The following is a 17,410-nucleotide window of genomic DNA, read 5'->3' on the forward strand; positions in this document are numbered from 1 at the left end:
ATCAAAATTGGTGTTCTTTGCCGGGGAATTGCCCGGTTTTGACGGCCTGGACGTAGTGGATCACCGCTTCGGAGATATTTTTGGCGTCTTGCATAAAATCTTTGACGAAGCGCGGCTTTTTACCCTGCGATATTCCCAGCAGGTCGTGCAGCACCAGCACCTGGCCCGAGCAATCAGGACCTGCGCCGATGCCGATGGTCGGAATGGTTAATGCTTGGGTGATTTTTTTCGCCAGTTTGGCCGGAACGACTTCCATGACGAGCAAGGCGGCGCCGGATTTTTCCAGGATTTTTGCATCGTCGAGCAATTGCTTCGACGATTTTTCCGTGTCCCCTTGCAATTTATAGCCGCCAAGCTGATGGACCGATTGCGGCGTCAAGCCGATATGCGCGCACACCGGAATGCCGCGCTGCGTCAGGAACTGGATCGTGCCGGCCATGACATGGCCGCCCTCGATTTTCACCATCTGCGCGCCGGCGGCAATGATCCTGGCGGCGTTTTCAAATGCCTGTTCAGGTGAAATTTGATAACTGCCGAACGGCATATCGGTGATGATGAATGCCTTGCCGGCGCCGCGTGCCACGCAGCGCGTGTGGTAAAGCATATCGTCCATCGACACCGCCAGTGTGGTGTCGCTGCCGTGCAGCACATTGCCTAGCGAATCGCCCACCAGCAGCACATCCACCCCGGCATTTTCCAGCACGGCGGCAAAAGTCGCGTCATAACAAGTCAGAACCGCAAGCTTTTCACGATTCTCCGTCATTTTTTGCAGAGTGGTTCGGGTAATTTTCATATTTCGTTACATCGATACTGGATCGAGGCTCTTGCCGCCGCCGGTCATGATAGCGCATTTGGCGCTCTTATGGACGTTTCGGCGTTTACAGCCAATGTGTATTTTCCTGTGATTTTTCTCACAGCGTTTCTGGCTCAGTAGGACTATTTTGACCATGCGGTTGATTTATATGCAGAGAAATTGGTGTGAAAGTCTGAAACCGGTCAATGAGCATTTCGAGCCTGATTTCAACACAGCATGATTGAACGCAGCAGTTTTTTCAGAGCAATTCTTTTATTCTTTCCAGCTTTTGTTCATGACACGCCGCCAGCAGCGGCGCAATGCTGCCGTGACCGGGGATGTTGCATTCCGGCGCGATTTCCAGCAGCGGCATCAATACGAATGCGCGTTGTGTCATGCGCGGATGCGGCAGGGTTAAATCCGCATCCTGAAAGTGCAGCGCATCGTACAGCAGAATATCGAGGTCCAGCGTGCGTGGCGCATTCAGCGCTTCACGCACGCGTCCGTGGCGTTGTTCGATCGCCAATAACGCCTTCAGCAGATCGTGCGGCGCAAGGAGGGTTTCGATCAGCGCCACCGCATTGATAAAATCGGGCTGATCCAATTTTCCGACCGGCGCGCTGCGGTAAAGCGATGAGCGGCGGATCAATCGGGTGCCGGACAGTTGTGCCAATTCATCAAAAGCCTGTTGTAGCTGCAGAATGGGATTTTCCAGATTGCTGCCCAAGGCGATGAAGGCCTGACTCGGTTTTTTTGTCATGAAGCGTGCGGATTAAAGGCTTTCCGGATTGATTGAATTGTCCGGCTGAGGCGCGGTTCCAGACGAAGGTTTTTTGCGGCTGCGTCTTCTTCTGGGTTTCTTGCTGGCAGTCTGCTGCGGCAGCATTTTTTCCCGTTCTTCGCTGCCGGCGGCAAGAAACGCTTTCCACCACTTGCCCAATTCCGGGCTTAATTCGCCGCTCTCGCAGCGCAGTTGCATGAAATCGTAAGCCGCGCGGAAGCGCGGGTGGGACAGCAGGCGGAACGGTTTTTGTCCGCTGCGCGCTTCAAAGCGCGGCTGCATCGCCCATATTTCCTGAATAACCGCATCGAAGCGGCGCGGAATGGCAAGTTTTCCGTGTTGCAATGAAAGCACTTGATCCATTGCCTTGAATAAAGCGGGCATGGGTTTTTCTCTCGATGCCTGCAAGGCGCTCCAATTCGACAGCACTTCATGCCATAACAGTATGGCAAACAGGAATCCGGGCGAAACCGGTTTGTTTTGCTTGATCCGTTCGTCGGTATTCTTCAGCGCGATGGTGATGAAGCGCTCGCCCAGGGGTTGCTCCAGGATCACGTCGAGCATCGGCAAAAGGCCGTGGTGCAACCCGCGCGCGCGTAATTCTACGACGCAAGAGAGCGAGTGCCCCGATAACAACAGCTTGAGCATTTCGTCGAACAGGCGCGACGGCGGAACATTTTGCAGCAAGGGCGCCAGATCGCCGATCGGCTGGGCGGTTTGCGCATCGATTTGCATGCCGAGTTTCGACGCCAGCCGCACCGCGCGCAATAAGCGCACCGGATCTTCGCGGTAACGCTGCGCCGGATCGCCGATGATGCGCAGCTTTTTGGTTTTGATGTCGTCGAAGCCGTTCAAGTAATCCAGAATTTCTTCCTTGACCGGATCGTAAAACAGCGCGTTAACAGTGAAATCGCGCCGTACCGCGTCTTCTTCCTGGCTGCCGAACACATTATCGTGCAGCAGGCGGCCATGTGCGTCGGTTTGCGGGATCGCCGCGGAATCTTCCTCATCGTCCGGCGAAGGACCGCGGAAAGTCGACACTTCAACCGTTTCCGCGCCGCACATCACATGAACCAGGCGGAAGCGGCGCCCGATGATGCGGGAGCGGCGGAACAGCTGGCGAACCTCCTCGGGGGTGGCGTTGGTTGCGACATCGAAATCCTTCGGCGTCAATCCCAGCAGCAAATCCCGCACCGCACCGCCGACAATGTAGGCGGAAAACCCGGCCTGTTGCAGCTGAGTGGCGATTTTTAACGCGCATGGATTGATCTGGTTACGCCGGATGCCATGACGCTGGTTCGGAATAATGCTCAGCGTTGCAATTGATTCGGAATCGGGCGATTTGCGGCTGAATACCTTGCGGAGAAATTTACGAATCATTGCTATACGTAAAGTATCAAGCGCTCATGGTGTTTTTGCATGATGACTATAATCAAATTCGGGTCAATCCCATTAAAATTGTGTGAAGCCGGCCGGTAAGCCGGGTTCTGTCGTGGACAGTCATTCCTCTAGATGCATGGTTACCCGTGCATTCAAGCAACCTACCCGCAGGCTCTGCGAGCAACATCATCGCCTGCCTATTTGGTCTTGCTCCGGATGGAGGTTACCGCGTTTCACCGTAACTGAATACGCTCGTCTCTGTGGCCCTATTCCTCGCCTCACGGCGGACGGCCGTTAACCGTCATCCTGCTCTGTGGAGCCCGGACTTTCCTCCCCCTGTGCTCAAAAAGAGCAGCAGGCGGCGACTGTCTGGCCGGCTTCACCGGCTATTTTATCATTAGCTGCGGCCATCGATACGTAATTGTCTGTTATTTGATCAGCATCGCATTGATTTCCGTCAGCGTGTCTTCGTCCAACTCCCCCGCTTCCGCGCTCAGACGCAATCGGGCCATCAGATAGCTGTGGTAGGCCTTGGCCAGATCGCGCTTGGCGGCGTACATTTGCTGCTGGGCGTTGAGCACATCGACTTCGGTTCTGACGCCTACTTGCAATCCCAGAATGGTGGAATCCAATTGGCTTTGGCTGGAAACCAAGGCTTGCTTCAATGCTTTGACCTGGGCAATGCCATTGGTGACATTCAGATATTGCTGGCGTGCCTGTATCGTGATGTTACGGCGGGTGTTTTCCAGATCGTGCAAGGCCTTGTTTTGCAGCGCCATCGCCTCGCGTACCTGTGATTGCACGGAAAAACCCTGGAATAAAGGTACGTTGAGTTGCAAGCCAATGGATTGCGAGGTGAGATCGATGCCGCGTCCGGTAATCGCAGCGCCGACGCCGATTTGGTTGCTGTATTGCGCGACCAGATCGAGAGTCGGGTAGTGTTGCGCCCAGATTTTTTTAACGTTTTGATGCGCGGATTCGTACGCGGCTTGCTGCGCTTTCAGCGTGAAGTTTTTTTCTTCCGCAGTGCGCACCCATTCATCCATGCTGCCGTATTTCAACGTGGCTAGGTTGTTGGCGATTTCCCTGGCGCCGGTGAGATTCTCCGGAAGGCGGTCAATAATACCTTGCAAGGCGCGTTTTTTGATTTCCAAGGCATTGCGCGCGGCGATTTCCTGCGACAGTGTCAGGTCATAACGCGCTTGCGCTTCGTTGGTGTCGACGATGGTCGAAACACCCACTTCAAAGTTGCGCTTGGCTTGCTCAAGCTGGATCAGAATGGCTTTTTTCTGTGCTTCGTTGACTTCGACATCGATCTGCGCATCCAGTACGTCGAAATAGGCTTGCGCCACGCGCAAAATGAGGTTTTGCCCGGCAGTGATAAATTGCGACTCGGCTTTGCTGACTTCGGTTTTTGCTTGCTGGTATATGACGATATTTTGCATGCGGAAAATCGGTTGCGTTGCTGAGATCGTGATACCGCCGCTTTGAATGATATTGGCTCCGGGATTGATGGCCAGTCCGGTTGTCGAATTGACAATTTTGCCGGCGTCGACTTCCTGAACTTGGCGCGTGCCTGACAGCGTGATGTTCGGTAAAAAACCGGCCCTGCCTTGTGGTATTTTTTCCTGAGCCGCCTCAAAGGCGGCGCGCGCAGACTTGAACTGGGCGTCTTGTGTTAACGCTTCCTGATAGATACCCATCAGATCGGCGGCCTGCAGCAGGGAATGCGGCAGCATGCCGAGACTCACAGCAAAAACGAAAGGCACGAACTTCATAGTGATTTCCGGCAATAATCTGGAGCCGATGATACGTCAGCTATGGCTTGAATGCTGTGGCAAATGACACGCGGGCTTACTTGAATACTCAAAAGGTAAACCTTACAGGTTGCTGCGCATTGATCAGGGGCGCCGTGCTGGTTTCAAACAGTTGGGTGGTGGTGAATTCACCGGGTGCTGTGCAGGTGATCAATACCGCCTCCATGACGGGATCTTCGCCGGTAATGGCAAACAAACGGCCGCCCGGATTCAGGCTTTTTTGGAAAGCATCCGGTAAAACTGGCGTCGATGCGGTCAGCACGATCACGTCGTACGGCTCATGCTTGGCCCAGCCGCGCGCGGCATCGCCTTGTTCGACGGTGACATTGGTGATGTTGTGTGCTTTAAGATTGTTTTCCGCCATCGCTTTCAGTTCGGGTATGATTTCGACGCTGTAGACATGCGCGCCGCGGTCGGCCAGTAACGCGGTCATGTAGCCGCTGCCGCTGCCGACTTCGAGAATTTTGTCGGTTTTTTTAATGTGAAGTTCTTGCAGGATACGCGCTTCCATTTTGGGCGTCAGCATGACTTGGCCATGGCCGAGCGGAATTTCCATATCGACGAAAGCCATCGCGCGGCTTTCCGCGGGAACGAATTCTTCGCGTTTCAGCTTATATAATAAATCCAGCACGTTATCGTCCAATACATACCACGTGCGAATTTGCTGCGCCACCATATTAAACCGGGTTTGTTCAATATTCATTTCTATCTGTTCCGTATTCTTCAATTAAGGTAAGACTTGCAATTATTTCACATTTCCATTAGCTTCACAGCATCAGCTAGGGGTCCGTTTGCAGAATTCTCTGCTAAACCGGTGAGAGAGTCCCTTTAATACCTGACGCGGATAATGCCGCCGTAGGGAAGCTGGGATTTATCCTCCCGCTCTTTATGGCATTTTCTTAAGGAGCATCATTTTATGAGCATTACAGTTTTAAACCAAAAAAGTTTTTCCAGCGCCACCGCGCAAGTCGACGAAGCCGCCATCAAGCCGCTGCCGAATTCCCGCAAAATCTACGTGCAAGGCTCTCGCCCCGATATCCGTGTGCCGATGCGCGAAATTGCTCAGACCGATACGCATACTAATTCGGGCGGCGAAAAGAATCCGCCGATCTGGGTGTACGATACTTCCGGACCGTATACCGATCCTACGGCAAAAATCGACATCCGCTCCGGATTGCCGACATTGCGCGAACCATGGATTACCGAGCGCAATGATACCGAAATCATGCCCGGTCTCAGTTCGAGCTATGGTCAGGCGCGTTTGCACGACCCGAAACTGGCCGACATGCGCTTCAATCTGCAACGCCAACCGCGCCGCGCCAAATCCGGCGCCAATGTTTCGCAAATGCACTATGCGCGCCGCGGCATCATCACACCGGAAATGGAATACATCGCCATCCGGGAGAATCAGCGTATCGATACGTTTAACGCGCAGCATCATGAATTACTGACGCGCCAGCATCCTGGGCAGGATTTCGGCGCGTCGCTGCCGAAAATGATCACCCCGGAGTTCGTGCGCGACGAAGTGGCGCGCGGCCGCGCGATCATCCCGGCCAACATCAATCATCCCGAATCGGAACCGATGATCATCGGCCGTAATTTCCTGGTCAAAATCAACGCCAACATCGGTAACTCCGCATTGGGATCGAGCATCCAGGAAGAAGTGGAAAAAATGACCTGGGCGATCCGCTGGGGCGGCGATACCGTGATGGATCTGTCGACTGGCAAGAACATTCACGAAACGCGCGAATGGATCATCCGCAACAGCCCGGTGCCGATCGGCACGGTGCCGATTTATCAGGCGCTGGAAAAAGTCGACGGCAAATCGGAAGAACTGACTTGGGAAATTTTCCGCGATACGCTGATCGAGCAAGCCGAGCAGGGCGTCGATTATTTTACTATTCATGCGGGCGTGCGTCTGGCGTACGTACCGATGACCGCGAAGCGCATGACCGGCATCGTGTCGCGCGGCGGTTCGATCATGGCGAAATGGTGTCTGGCGCATCACAAGGAAAGCTTCCTGTACACGCACTTCGAGGAAATTTGCGAGATCATGAAAGCATACGACGTCAGCTTCTCGCTTGGTGACGGGCTGCGTCCAGGCTCGATTTACGACGCCAACGATGAAGCGCAGTTTGCCGAACTGAAAACGCTCGGTGAATTAACGAAAATTGCGTGGAAACACGACGTGCAGACCATGATCGAAGGCCCCGGTCATGTGCCGATGCACCTGATCAAGGAAAACATGGAATTGCAGTTGAAACATTGCGACGAAGCGCCTTTTTACACCCTGGGGCCGCTGACCACCGACATTGCACCGGGCTATGATCACATCACCTCGGCGATCGGTGCGGCGATGATCGGCTGGTACGGCACGGCGATGCTGTGTTACGTCACGCCCAAGGAACATTTGGGCTTACCGGACAAGGACGACGTCAAGGACGGTATCATCACCTACAAGATCGCCGCGCATGCCGCCGATCTGGCGAAAGGCCATCCCGGCGCGCAAATCCGCGATAACGCCTTATCCAAAGCACGTTTTGAGTTCCGCTGGGAAGATCAATTCAATTTGAGTCTCGATCCCGACAAGGCGCAGCAGTTCCACGACGAAACCCTGCCGCAGGAGGGTGCCAAGGTGGCGCATTTCTGCTCCATGTGCGGCCCGCATTTCTGTTCAATGAAAATCACCCAGGACGTACGCGATTATGCTGCCAGCCAAGGCGTTGCGGAAGCGGAAGCGTTGACCGTGGGCATGGCGCAGAAATCGGCGGAATTCAAGGAAAAAGGCGCCGAGATCTACAGCAAATTGTGATTTTCAATTTTATAAAGACCTGACAAGAACGCTATGGATTTGGCTCTACTGCTAAAAGCGTTGATCCTCGGCGTTGTCGAGGGATTGACCGAATTTTTGCCGGTTTCGTCCACCGGTCATTTGATCCTGATCGGTGATTTGCTCGACTTCACCGGCGAGCGCGCCAAGGTTTTCACCATCGCGATTCAGCTCGGTGCGATCCTGGCGGTTTGCTGGGAATATCGCGCCAAGGTGATCGAAGTGGTGCGCGGCATCGGCGCCAATCCGGCCGCGAACCGCTTTGTCGTCAACCTGATGATTGCATTCCTGCCGGCTGCGATCCTGGGCCTGTTGTTCATCAAAACCATCAAGTTCTATTTGTTTCACCCCATTCCGGTGGCTACCGCTTTGATCGTCGGTGGCTTGCTGATTTTATGGGCGGAGCGCCGGGAGCATGTCATTGAAGTTGAACAGGTGGACGATATGGATTGGAAGCATGCGCTAAAAGTCGGCTTGGCGCAGTGTCTGGCATTGATTCCCGGCACTTCCCGTTCCGGTGCCACGATCATCGGCGGCTTGTTTTTCGGTTTGTCGCGCAAAGCCGCTGCGGAATTCTCGTTTTTCCTCGCGATACCGACTATGTTCGCCGCCACTTTTTACGATTTATTTAAAAACCGCGAATTGCTCGATTGGAACGATTTAACGCTGATCGCAGCAGGTTTCGCTGCCGCCTTCTTCAGCGCTTTAGTAGCCGTGCGTGCTTTGCTGCGGTTCGTCAGTAATCACGATTTCACCGTTTTTGCCTGGTACCGGATTATCTTTGGCATCGTGATATTGGTCACGGCGTATACCGGGGTGATCGGCTGGTCGGAAATGTGAACAAAGATTAATTCTTAAAAAGCCTGCACGATTTGTGTCTCCATCCGGCTTTGGGTGTGTTTGACTGTCAATTGTACTTTCAGTACATTTGCCCGTGGGAAAATATGTTTTTTCCTATAACTTGGAGGGATAAATCATGAAAATTAATAAATTACTCTTAGGCTTCTTTGTCTTTATCAGCGCAACGCTACCGGTTGCGGCGCACGAGGCGAAATACGCCGCGCCTTTGCTCGGTAGCAGCGAAGTACCCGTAAATGCGTCACCAGCCACCGGTTCGGTGCTGGTGACGATCGACTTTGATTTGGTGACGATGCGAGTCGAAGCCAATTTCAGCGGTCTGCTGGGAAATGTGACGGCAGCGCATATTCACTGCTGCACGGATCCGGGAACCAATGTCGGTGTTGCAACCCAACTGCCGTCTTTCATCGGTTTTCCTCTGGGCGTCACAGGCGGCACGTACGATCATACCTTCGACATGGCGCTGGCTTCCAGTTATAACCCAGCGTTTGTCACCGGTCACGGCGGCTTGGTAAGCACGGCTTTCAACGATTTGGTCGACGGTCTCGATGACGGAAAGGCTTACTTTAACCTGCACACGAATCTATTCCCGGGTGGCGAGATCCGCGGATTGTTGAGTCCTGTGCCGGAGCCGGAAAGCTATGCGTTATTGCTGGCCGGTTTAGGAGTTCTGACCGTATTCGCGCGCCGCGCCCGGCGTGAAGCTGTTTGAATAAGCAAGAGCCTCTCATGAGGCTCTTGTTTTATCGCTGCTACTAACTCTGCACCCACGGCAAACCGGCTGCTTTCCAGCCGGAAGCTTTGCCGCGCTGGCCGTTTTCATCGCGGTCGCCTTCGAAGCCCTCCAAGATGTTGTAGCATTCGGCAAAATCCATGTCCGTTGCCATCGCCGCCGCTTGGTTCGAGCGCGCGCCGCTGCGGCAGATGAATAAAACCGGCAACGATCTGTCGACTTGGTTGGTCAGTTGATCGAAAAAATGCGGATTCGGCTGCATGCCGGGGTACGAACGCAATTCGATTTCGGTTGCGCCGGGGATGCGTCCGACCCAATCCAGTTCGGCGCGCGACCGTACGTCGACCAATTGTGCCTGCGCATGTTCCTGCAGCACACGATAAGCCTCCATCGGCAATAGTACGCCTTTGTACGGAAGTCCGAGTTCTTGCGCGCGCTGTTGCGCTTTTTCCAGTATGGCTGCGAGTGTTTCCATAAATAATCCTAGCGATGTAATGTAAAAACGATCGGGCGATTACCTTTATAATGCCGGTAAAATCAACTTCTCACACCCTGTATTGCCCATATTATAGCGCTTCATGGAAAAAATCCGCTTATCCAAACTGATGTCCGAACAAGGCATCTGCTCGCGCCGCGAGGCCGACCGTTTTATCGAACTGGGTTGGGTATTTGTCGACGGCGAACGGATTTCCGAGCTCGGCACCAAAATTTTTCCGACGCAAAAAATCACCTTAAATAAAGCGGCGCAAGCGCAACAAACCCAGCAGGTGACGATATTGCTCAACAAGCCGGTTGGCTACGTGTCCGGGCAGCCGGAACCGGGCTATCAACCGGCTGTGGTGCTGATCAAACCGGAAAATCAGTTCATTCCGAAGCAACCGGGCAAGCGTTTTCAACCTGCGCACCTGAAAAACCTGGCACCCGCTGGCCGTCTCGACATCGATTCGCAAGGCTTGCTGGTGTTGACGCAAGACGGCCGGATTGCCAAGCAGTTGATCGGCGAGGAATCCCGCATTGAAAAGGAATATCTGGTGCGGGTCGAAGGCGCATTGCCGCCCGCCAAGCTGGCGCTGCTGAATCACGGCCTGAGCCTTGACGGTCAGGCACTGAAACCGGCGCAAGTGAGCTGGCAAAACCGCGATCAACTGCGCTTTATCTTGCATGAAGGTAAAAAACGCCAAATTCGCCGCATGTGCGAACTGGTCAATTTGAAAGTGACCGGTTTGAAGCGCGTGCGTATCGGCAAAGTGCGCTTGGGCAATTTGCCCGAAGGCCAATGGCGCTATCTGGAAGAAGGCGAGCAGTTTTGACGGCGCTTTTAGTGGAAACTCTCCGATGCAACAACGTGTCCATGTTGTACTGAAAATCCCGGCGCACCGGCTAGAGCTTTATTACCAAGGGGTTGTCGATTCGGTAGTGGCTGAAGCGACCGATGGCCGCGTCGTACATTTTCCAGTCAACGTGCTGCGCTCGGTGGTGCAAAGTCATGGCGTGTACGGTACGTTTGAGCTGGTGTTCGACGAAAACAGCAAGTTCGTGTCGATCCGCTGCGTCGATAAAGATTCGCAGCCCGGCTGATCGCAGCTTTCATTGCACGGTCGCGTGCGCTACACTTCTTCTTTATTACGTTTTAACCCATTCTTTTTAAATCAACAAAGATCATACTCATGGCTCAATATGTAATGTCGATGCTCCGCGTGAGCAAAATCGTTCCACCGAAACGTCAGATTATCAAAGACATATCACTCAGCTTTTTCCCCGGCGCAAAAATCGGCCTGCTCGGTTTGAATGGCTCCGGCAAGTCCACCGTGTTGCGTATCATGGCGGGCGCCGATAAGGATTTTGACGGCGAAGTGCAGCGTTTGCCGAACATCCGTGTCGGTTATCTGCCGCAGGAACCGCAGCTGAACCCCGAGCACACCGTGCGCCAGGAAGTCGAGGAAGGCATGGGCGAAGTGATGCAGGCGCAGAAGAAGCTGGAGGACGTCTATGCGGCGTATGCCGAGGAAGGCGCCGATTTCGATGCGCTGGCGGAAGAGCAAGCGCGCCTGGAAGCGATCATCGCCACCGCGGGCAGCGATACCGAGCACCAGATGGAAATCGCCGCCGACGCATTGCGCCTGCCATCATGGGATGCTGTGGTCAAAAACCTGTCCGGCGGGGAAAAACGCCGCGTCGCGTTGTGCAAATTGCTGCTGGAAAAACCGGATATGCTGTTGCTTGATGAGCCGACCAACCATCTGGACGCCGAATCGGTCGAATGGCTCGAGCAATTTCTGGTGCGTTTTCCCGGTACCGTGGTCGCGGTGACGCACGACCGCTACTTCCTCGACAACGCTGCCGAATGGATTCTGGAGCTCGATCGCGGCCACGGCATCCCGTGGAAGGGCAATTACTCCAGCTGGCTGGAGCAGAAAGAAGCGCGCCTGGAGCAAGAGCAGAAGCAGGTCGACGCGCACATGAAGTCAATGAAACAAGAATTGGAATGGGTGCGGCAAAATCCCAAAGGCCGTCAGGCCAAATCCAAGGCGCGTCTGGCTCGTTTTGAAGAACTCAATTCGCAGGAATATCAGAAGCGTAACGAAACGCAGGAAATTTTCATTCCCGTCGGCGAACGCCTGGGCAATGAAGTCATCGAGTTTAACGGTGTATCCAAATCCTATGGTGACCGGCTGCTGATCGACAATCTCAGCTTCAAAATCCCGCCGGGTGCGATCGTCGGTATCATCGGCCCGAACGGCGCGGGTAAATCGACCTTGTTCAAGCTGATTACCGGCAAGGAACAACCCGATTCCGGCGAAGTGAAAATCGGCCATACCGTGCAGATTGCGCATGTCGATCAAGCCCGCGACTCACTGGAAAACGATAAAACCGTGTTCGACGCTATTTCCGGCGGCAACGACAACCTCGTGGTCGGCAAATACACCACCCCGGCGCGTGCTTACCTCGGCCGCTTCAACTTCAAAGGCAGCGATCAGCAAAAAATCATTGGTCAGCTCTCCGGCGGAGAGCGCGGCCGCCTGCACCTGGCGCAAACCCTGATTTCCGGCGGCAACGTGCTGCTGCTCGACGAACCGTCCAACGACCTCGACGTCGAAACGCTACGCGCATTGGAGGATGCGCTGCTGGAATTCGCCGGTTGCGTGCTCGTCATCTCGCACGACCGCTGGTTCCTCGACCGTATCGCCACCCACATCCTCGCCGCCGAAGGCGATTCGCAATGGACCTTCTTCAACGGCAACTACCAGGAATACGAAGCCGACAAGAAAAAACGTCTCGGTGAGGAAGGTGCGAAACCGAAACGGATACGGTATAAGCCGATTAGCCGGTGATTATAAAATTTTTACGGTGAAGAAAGAGGATGCCAACGATCAGCCAGTTTTTTGGAATCGTGATCCAAATGTTCTGGCGTGAACATGCGCCACCACATTTTCATGCGCTGTACGCGGAATATGAAGCATTAATCGACATAAGAACATTGGAGATCATTAATTAAAGGTAGCCTCCCAAAAAGGGCACTGGCAATGGTGTTGGAATGGGCAGTACAGCATCGCACTGAATTGATGGAGGATTGGAAATTATGTCAACAGAAACAGCTACCCAAGAGCATCTCTCCTCTGGAATAACGGCTGCAGCGCCATGGCGTATACGTTCAGTGACTGTACTGCCTGATTATTGCCTTTCAGTGACTTGTAACGATGGTACGGCTGGTACCGTCGATATGTCGCAACTTATTTTCAGTGAGAAGGCGGGTATCTTTGCATCACTCAAAGATGAACAATTATTTAATCAGGTTCGTATAGAGTTAGGTGTGCTCACGTGGCCGAATGGTGCTGATCTTGATCCGGTATGGTTGCACGAGGAGATTGGGAAAGGTGGAACTTGGTGTGTTCCGATATAGATATGGATGAATAATGATAAAAGAAAATTTTCCTATCGAAAGTTGGTTGCTTCAACTTCCATTGTATAAACCTGTAACAATAGACACGGGAATTGAAACCGCAATTCAAGCTATTCTCTTGTATAAGCAAACAATGGATAGTTTTTGTCCTGAATGCCAACAAAGCGCAACATTTCGTGCTGAAATTTCAGAGTCTTCTAAAAAATTAAGGGTCTTAGGAAGTTAAGCACTTACTAAAGTGTGCTAACTTTCTGAGATGAATGCTAAAAACAGATACTATTTTCGTTCTCGAATCAGAGAAGCAAAATTCAGGCAACTTATTCGATGTTTTTCGATGGATTTTACTGCTACTGACACAGCCCAATTGACCGGCATTTCTATCCGATCCGTCAATACCATTTATCTTAAAATACGACAGCGAATTGCCCAGAATTGCGAACTTGAATCCCCTCTGCAAGGTTCTGTAGAAGTTGATGAGTCTTACTTTGGTGTCCAGCGAGTCAGGGGTAAAAGGGGGCGGGGCGCTTATGGCAAAACAATAGTCTTTGGTGTGCTTAAACGCCAAGGAAAAGTTTATACAGAGATTGTTCCAGATTGCTCTAAAGCGACATTGCAAGCCATTATCCGTGGGCATGTAGCGCCCGATACCGTAATCCATTCCGATGGATGGCGTGGTTATGACGGATTGGTCGATATCGGCTTTGATAAGCACTTCAGGGTTCACCATGGTGACAATGAGTTTGCCAGTGGCGAGCGGCATATTAATGGTATCGAGTCTTTCTGGAGTTTTGCTAAAAGACGTTTGGCCAAGTTCAATGGTGTGCCCGAACATACTTTCTACCTGCACTTGAAAGAAACCGAATTTCGTTTTAATCATCGCCGTGATAATCTCTATCATGAAATTCTTAAATTGTTACGTTTAAACCCGCTTTAACTTCCTAAGACCCAAAATTAATTAATGACGAGATCCTTAAAAAATCAATTGTTGCTCCAGTAAAAAATACAGGATCTTCATTTAAGAAGAGCAATCCATGGAAATTACCCACATTTTCTAAAACAATCGTGTGTACTCGTGCGCAGCATTTTGTGCATTTCCATTTTATTTCTGAAAATAACACGATTATCAAAATCGGCCAATATCCTTCACTAGCGGATTTGGCAATTGGTAATACTAAAAAATACAAAGAGGTGCTTGGTGTTGAGCGATTGAAAGAGCTAAATAAAGCAATGGGACTTGCTGCGCATGGGATTGGTATCGGTTCATACGTGTATTTACGAAGAATATTTGAATCTTTAATTGAAGAAGCGCGCCAACAAGCCAAAAATGATGTTAACTGGGATGAGGAAAATTATCAGAAAAAAAGAATGAAAGAGAAGATTCCTTTACTAGAAAATTTTCTTCCGCAGTTTATTTTGAGTCATCCAGAACTTTATAGCATCTTAAGCCTTGGGATTCATGAATTAACTGAAGAACAATGCTTAGCAAATTTTGAGGCTTTGAAACAAGCAATTTTGGTTATTGCAGATGAGCGATTGCATGATATCGAGCGAAAAAAACGCTACAGTGAAGCTAGCCAAGCGGTTAAATCGGTGTCAACTAAGGTAGTAGATTAAACCCTTTTGAATAAATTTTTGAAGCTTGCTTTACAATAAATCAGAATGAAACAGTTAATCAATTGAGCAGACACCCTATGAAAGCTTACGCCAATCACGCATCACCAGAGCAAAAAACAACCTTGCAAAGACGTGAATCTTGGGTCGGTGTTCAGGAGGCCGTGCCGTTTGAAGATAATCGTCCTGAGACTACAGTTCTGAGGATGTTGCGAGAATCCGCCAATGCCAGTCCTCAATCGCAAAACTTGGCGAGTTTGAAACAAGCTGCCAATCAATCCGTGCAACGGAAAATTCGTCCGTTGCAACGCACAACCAAATTGAATATGGCTGTTGAAGAGACCGATCAGGAACATCATCCTAACTATAAATTCGATATTGGTACGGGCGCGGCAAAAACGTCAAAAACAATCGATCTCGATCCTTGGATTACCAGAAAAGGACTTGGATATGCGCAGAAAAACGTTGAAAAGTCGGAAAGAAAGCAATTAAGAAAATTGATTAATGCTTGGGATGTCAACAAATCCATTGTCGATGATTTGGTCACAAATTATGTCGGTACGAAGAATGATGATTCGAGTATCGATTTCGACGAAACTAAGCATAATTTTGTAGGCGTTGATTTGGCGATGCATTTGATGGCGATGCAGGAAAATGTCGCTCGCCGGGTCGGCGATATACCGGTCAATTGTAATAACATCGATTTGCAAATAAATGACCGGATCGAGGGCGTATCCACAGTTAGAAAAATTGTTGGATGGACGACACTGCTCAAAGAATCCAGAGAAGAACTAAAAAAAGCATTGCAGAGCGGCAAAAAATCTCCAAGCGCCATGGGTGAAGTGGATTTGGTGCAGAAGGCTGTGCGCCGCACGGCTGATCCGGTAATTTCCGATTTAATGGGTAAGGGAATACTGAGTGATGAAATGAAGCTCAATACCGATACCATCAGAATTGGAACAAAAGCTTATACCGCTTCAAACGCGGGCGGCGGGCTCTTCAATTTCGGTTACGGTCATTTACGCTTCATCATCTTTTTGGAATGGCGCATTTGCGCAGAAATGATGTTGAATCAAAGCGTCAAATAATACTCGAAAAGCATCGGCGGCAAAATACCGGCTTTACTGCTCGCCAGCTCTGTGGATGAAGTCGCCACCGCTGCTTTCAGCATGACCAATAAGTTTGACATCGCCCCAAAATCTATGTGATTCTGATCGCACCCGATACTTTGGAAAATGCAAATCGATTTCCCATTTACACATGAAACAATTTCACCGCTGGTTACGTAATGTTCTAATTCTTCCCATTGCGCTGCTCACCGCTTGCGCAGTGGGGCCGGATTACGTGCGTCCGCCAATCGATGTTGCGGAGAAATTCCGCATGGCGCCGCTGGAGGGAGAGTCGGTCGCCAATCTGCGCTGGTGGGAGTTGTTGCAGGATGAGACGCTGCAACATCTGATCCGGCAGGCGTTACAGGAAAACAAGAATCTCCGGCAAGCGGTGGCTACCGTGGAGGAGTTTGAAGCGCGCTTGAATAGCGCGCGCATGGGGTTTATTCCCAATATGGGCGCCGATGCCAATGCACCGGCTTTCGGCACCTTGGGCGGTTTCTTGCGTCCCGGATTTGCCACGCCGTTCAATTATTACGGCCAGACTTCGCTGAATTGGGAATTGGATATCTGGGGCCGGATCCGCCGTTCTAACGAAGCGGCGCGCGCCGATCTGCTGGCGCAGGAGGAAAACCGGCACGCCGTGATTCTGACGCTGGTCAGCGCGGTGGCGCAGTCTTATTTCGATCTGCTGCAACTGGACATGCAGCGTGAGATCGCGCAGCGCGCTTTGAATTCCTGGGAGGAATCGGTCGCCATCGCGCAGGCGCAGTTGCTGGGCGGCATCATCCCCCGTCTCGATTTCGATCAATTCCAGGCTGAGAGCGCCAATGCCGCCGCCCGCGTTGCCGAGCTGGAGCGGCAAATGCGGCAAAAGGAAAACGAGCTCAGCGTGTTGCTGGGAAAAAATCCGGCGCCGGTTGCGCGCGGCCGCACCTTGATCGAGCAACTGATGCCGCCGGAAGTGCCCGCCGGATTGCCGTCGGAATTGCTACAACGGCGTCCCGACATTGTTCGTTCCGAGCACATGCTGGCGGCGGCGACGGCAAAAATTGGCGTGGCTAAAGCGGCGCGCTTTCCCAAGATTTCGATTACCGGTTTTCTCGGTGTGGCCAGTCCGGCGCTCCACAATCTGCTAGTCTCCGGCAGCGAGTTCGGCGCGGGCGGGCTAGGTTTGGCCGTGCCCTTGTTAAACGCGCAAAGCCTGGGATTCGAGCAGCGCGCGGCGGAAGCGCAAGCGCGGCAAGCATTGGCGCAATATGAACAGACCATTCTGGTGGCCTTCAAGGAAGTCGAGGATGCGCTGGTGGCGGTGCGGACTGCCAACGATCAGCGCAAGGCGCAACAACAACAAGTGGATGCGCTGCGTTCCGCCTTGCAAGTGGCGGATCTGCGCTATCATGGCGGCATCACCAGCTATGTCGACGTGTTGCTGGCCAAACGCAACTTGTTCGACGCGGAATTCGCGCTTATGGCGACCCACCGTCTGCATTTGGTATCGATCGTGCAGCTTTACAAAGCATTGGGCGGCGGATGGATGCAGTTGTAAGCGCCGCTATGCGGGGAGGCGCTCTTGCACAGCGCGCCGGTGGCGTGA

General features: G+C 52.2%; 18 protein-coding genes, 1 other RNA gene, 1 pseudogene and 1 riboswitch. Of the genes and pseudogenes, 13 read left to right on the forward strand and 7 right to left on the reverse strand.

All coding sequences use genetic code 11. The features are described from left to right. Position 1: 1 nt before the first annotated feature. The 6 genes from panB to HRU77_08900 form a co-directional block, all read right to left on the reverse strand. Positions 2-793 (reverse strand): 3-methyl-2-oxobutanoate hydroxymethyltransferase, encoded by a 792-nt coding sequence (gene panB, locus HRU77_08875; protein QOJ20799.1) that lies wholly within the window; start codon positions 791-793, stop codon positions 2-4. A gap of 259 nt (positions 794-1,052) precedes the next feature. Next, on the reverse strand, positions 1,053-1,553 hold the full coding sequence (gene folK, locus HRU77_08880) for a 2-amino-4-hydroxy-6-hydroxymethyldihydropteridine diphosphokinase (protein QOJ20800.1): 501 nt from the start codon (positions 1,551-1,553) through the stop codon (positions 1,053-1,055). 12 nt (positions 1,554-1,565) lie between these two features. Further along, positions 1,566-2,954, reverse strand: coding sequence for a polynucleotide adenylyltransferase PcnB (pcnB, locus tag HRU77_08885; protein QOJ20801.1), 1,389 nt, complete (start codon positions 2,952-2,954; stop codon positions 1,566-1,568). A gap of 80 nt (positions 2,955-3,034) precedes the next feature. Then, an RNA gene (gene rnpB, locus HRU77_08890) (RNase P RNA component class A) lies at positions 3,035-3,335 on the reverse strand. 47 nt (positions 3,336-3,382) lie between these two features. Then, positions 3,383-4,732, reverse strand: a complete 1,350-nt coding sequence (locus HRU77_08895) for a TolC family outer membrane protein (protein QOJ20802.1) — start codon at positions 4,730-4,732, stop codon at positions 3,383-3,385. Positions 4,733-4,820: 88 nt separating this feature from the next. Beyond that, a complete protein-coding gene (locus tag HRU77_08900) occupies positions 4,821-5,474 on the reverse strand; it encodes a protein-L-isoaspartate O-methyltransferase (GenBank protein ID QOJ20803.1) in 654 nt (217 codons plus the stop codon). A 68-nt stretch (positions 5,475-5,542) separates the two neighbouring features. Next, a riboswitch (TPP riboswitch) is annotated at positions 5,543-5,650 on the forward strand. A 37-nt stretch (positions 5,651-5,687) separates the two neighbouring features. On the opposite strand from HRU77_08900, the gene thiC reads away from it, so the two are divergent. From thiC to HRU77_08915, 3 genes are all read left to right on the forward strand, one after another. After that, entirely contained in the window at positions 5,688-7,583 is a 1,896-nt protein-coding gene (thiC, locus tag HRU77_08905; GenBank protein QOJ20804.1) for a phosphomethylpyrimidine synthase ThiC, read from the forward strand. Positions 7,584-7,616: 33 nt separating this feature from the next. Next, positions 7,617-8,441: an undecaprenyl-diphosphate phosphatase gene (locus HRU77_08910; GenBank protein ID QOJ20805.1), complete on the forward strand. Its 825-nt coding sequence runs from the start codon at positions 7,617-7,619 to the stop codon at positions 8,439-8,441. Positions 8,442-8,577: 136 nt separating this feature from the next. Further along, on the forward strand, positions 8,578-9,171 hold the full coding sequence (locus tag HRU77_08915) for a CHRD domain-containing protein (protein ID QOJ22113.1): 594 nt from the start codon (positions 8,578-8,580) through the stop codon (positions 9,169-9,171). A gap of 43 nt (positions 9,172-9,214) precedes the next feature. Here HRU77_08915 and HRU77_08920 read toward each other — a convergent pair whose 3' ends face one another. Further along, positions 9,215-9,667 (reverse strand): rhodanese-like domain-containing protein, encoded by a 453-nt coding sequence (locus HRU77_08920; protein QOJ20806.1) that lies wholly within the window; start codon positions 9,665-9,667, stop codon positions 9,215-9,217. Positions 9,668-9,770: 103 nt separating this feature from the next. On the opposite strand from HRU77_08920, the gene HRU77_08925 reads away from it, so the two are divergent. From HRU77_08925 to HRU77_08970, 10 genes and pseudogenes are all read left to right on the forward strand, one after another. Next, a complete protein-coding gene (locus HRU77_08925) occupies positions 9,771-10,502 on the forward strand; it encodes an rRNA pseudouridine synthase (protein QOJ20807.1) in 732 nt (243 codons plus the stop codon). A gap of 25 nt (positions 10,503-10,527) precedes the next feature. Further along, on the forward strand, positions 10,528-10,770 hold the full coding sequence (locus HRU77_08930) for a DUF2835 domain-containing protein (protein ID QOJ20808.1): 243 nt from the start codon (positions 10,528-10,530) through the stop codon (positions 10,768-10,770). A gap of 89 nt (positions 10,771-10,859) precedes the next feature. Further along, on the forward strand, positions 10,860-12,524 hold the full coding sequence (gene ettA, locus HRU77_08935; GenBank protein QOJ20809.1) for an energy-dependent translational throttle protein EttA: 1,665 nt from the start codon (positions 10,860-10,862) through the stop codon (positions 12,522-12,524). A 29-nt stretch (positions 12,525-12,553) separates the two neighbouring features. Beyond that, a pseudogene (locus HRU77_08940) lies at positions 12,554-12,818 on the forward strand (DUF4160 domain-containing protein). After that, the gene (locus HRU77_08945; protein QOJ22114.1) at positions 12,815-13,093 is read left to right on the forward strand and encodes a DUF2442 domain-containing protein; all 279 of its coding nucleotides are present in this window, start codon (positions 12,815-12,817) and stop codon (positions 13,091-13,093) included. The pseudogene HRU77_08940 and the gene HRU77_08945 overlap by 4 nt, the downstream one beginning before the upstream one ends. Positions 13,094-13,106: 13 nt before the next feature. Continuing rightward, the gene (locus HRU77_08950) at positions 13,107-13,319 is read left to right on the forward strand and encodes a hypothetical protein (protein QOJ20810.1); all 213 of its coding nucleotides are present in this window, start codon (positions 13,107-13,109) and stop codon (positions 13,317-13,319) included. 30 nt (positions 13,320-13,349) lie between these two features. After that, positions 13,350-14,027 carry an IS1595 family transposase gene (locus tag HRU77_08955; protein QOJ20811.1) on the forward strand — a complete coding sequence of 226 codons (678 nt, stop codon included), beginning with the start codon at positions 13,350-13,352 and terminating at the stop codon, positions 14,025-14,027. A 152-nt stretch (positions 14,028-14,179) separates the two neighbouring features. Continuing rightward, positions 14,180-14,707 carry a hypothetical protein gene (locus tag HRU77_08960; protein QOJ20812.1) on the forward strand — a complete coding sequence of 176 codons (528 nt, stop codon included), beginning with the start codon at positions 14,180-14,182 and terminating at the stop codon, positions 14,705-14,707. Positions 14,708-14,784: 77 nt separating this feature from the next. Next, on the forward strand, positions 14,785-15,792 hold the full coding sequence (locus HRU77_08965; GenBank protein ID QOJ20813.1) for a hypothetical protein: 1,008 nt from the start codon (positions 14,785-14,787) through the stop codon (positions 15,790-15,792). Between the two features lie 172 nt (positions 15,793-15,964). After that, a complete protein-coding gene (locus HRU77_08970) occupies positions 15,965-17,362 on the forward strand; it encodes an efflux transporter outer membrane subunit (GenBank protein ID QOJ20814.1) in 1,398 nt (465 codons plus the stop codon). The last annotated feature ends 48 nt before the right edge of the window (positions 17,363-17,410 follow it).

Source organism: Gammaproteobacteria bacterium (assembly GCA_015709615.1).
Lineage (GTDB): Bacteria > Pseudomonadota > Gammaproteobacteria > Burkholderiales > Nitrosomonadaceae > Nitrosomonas.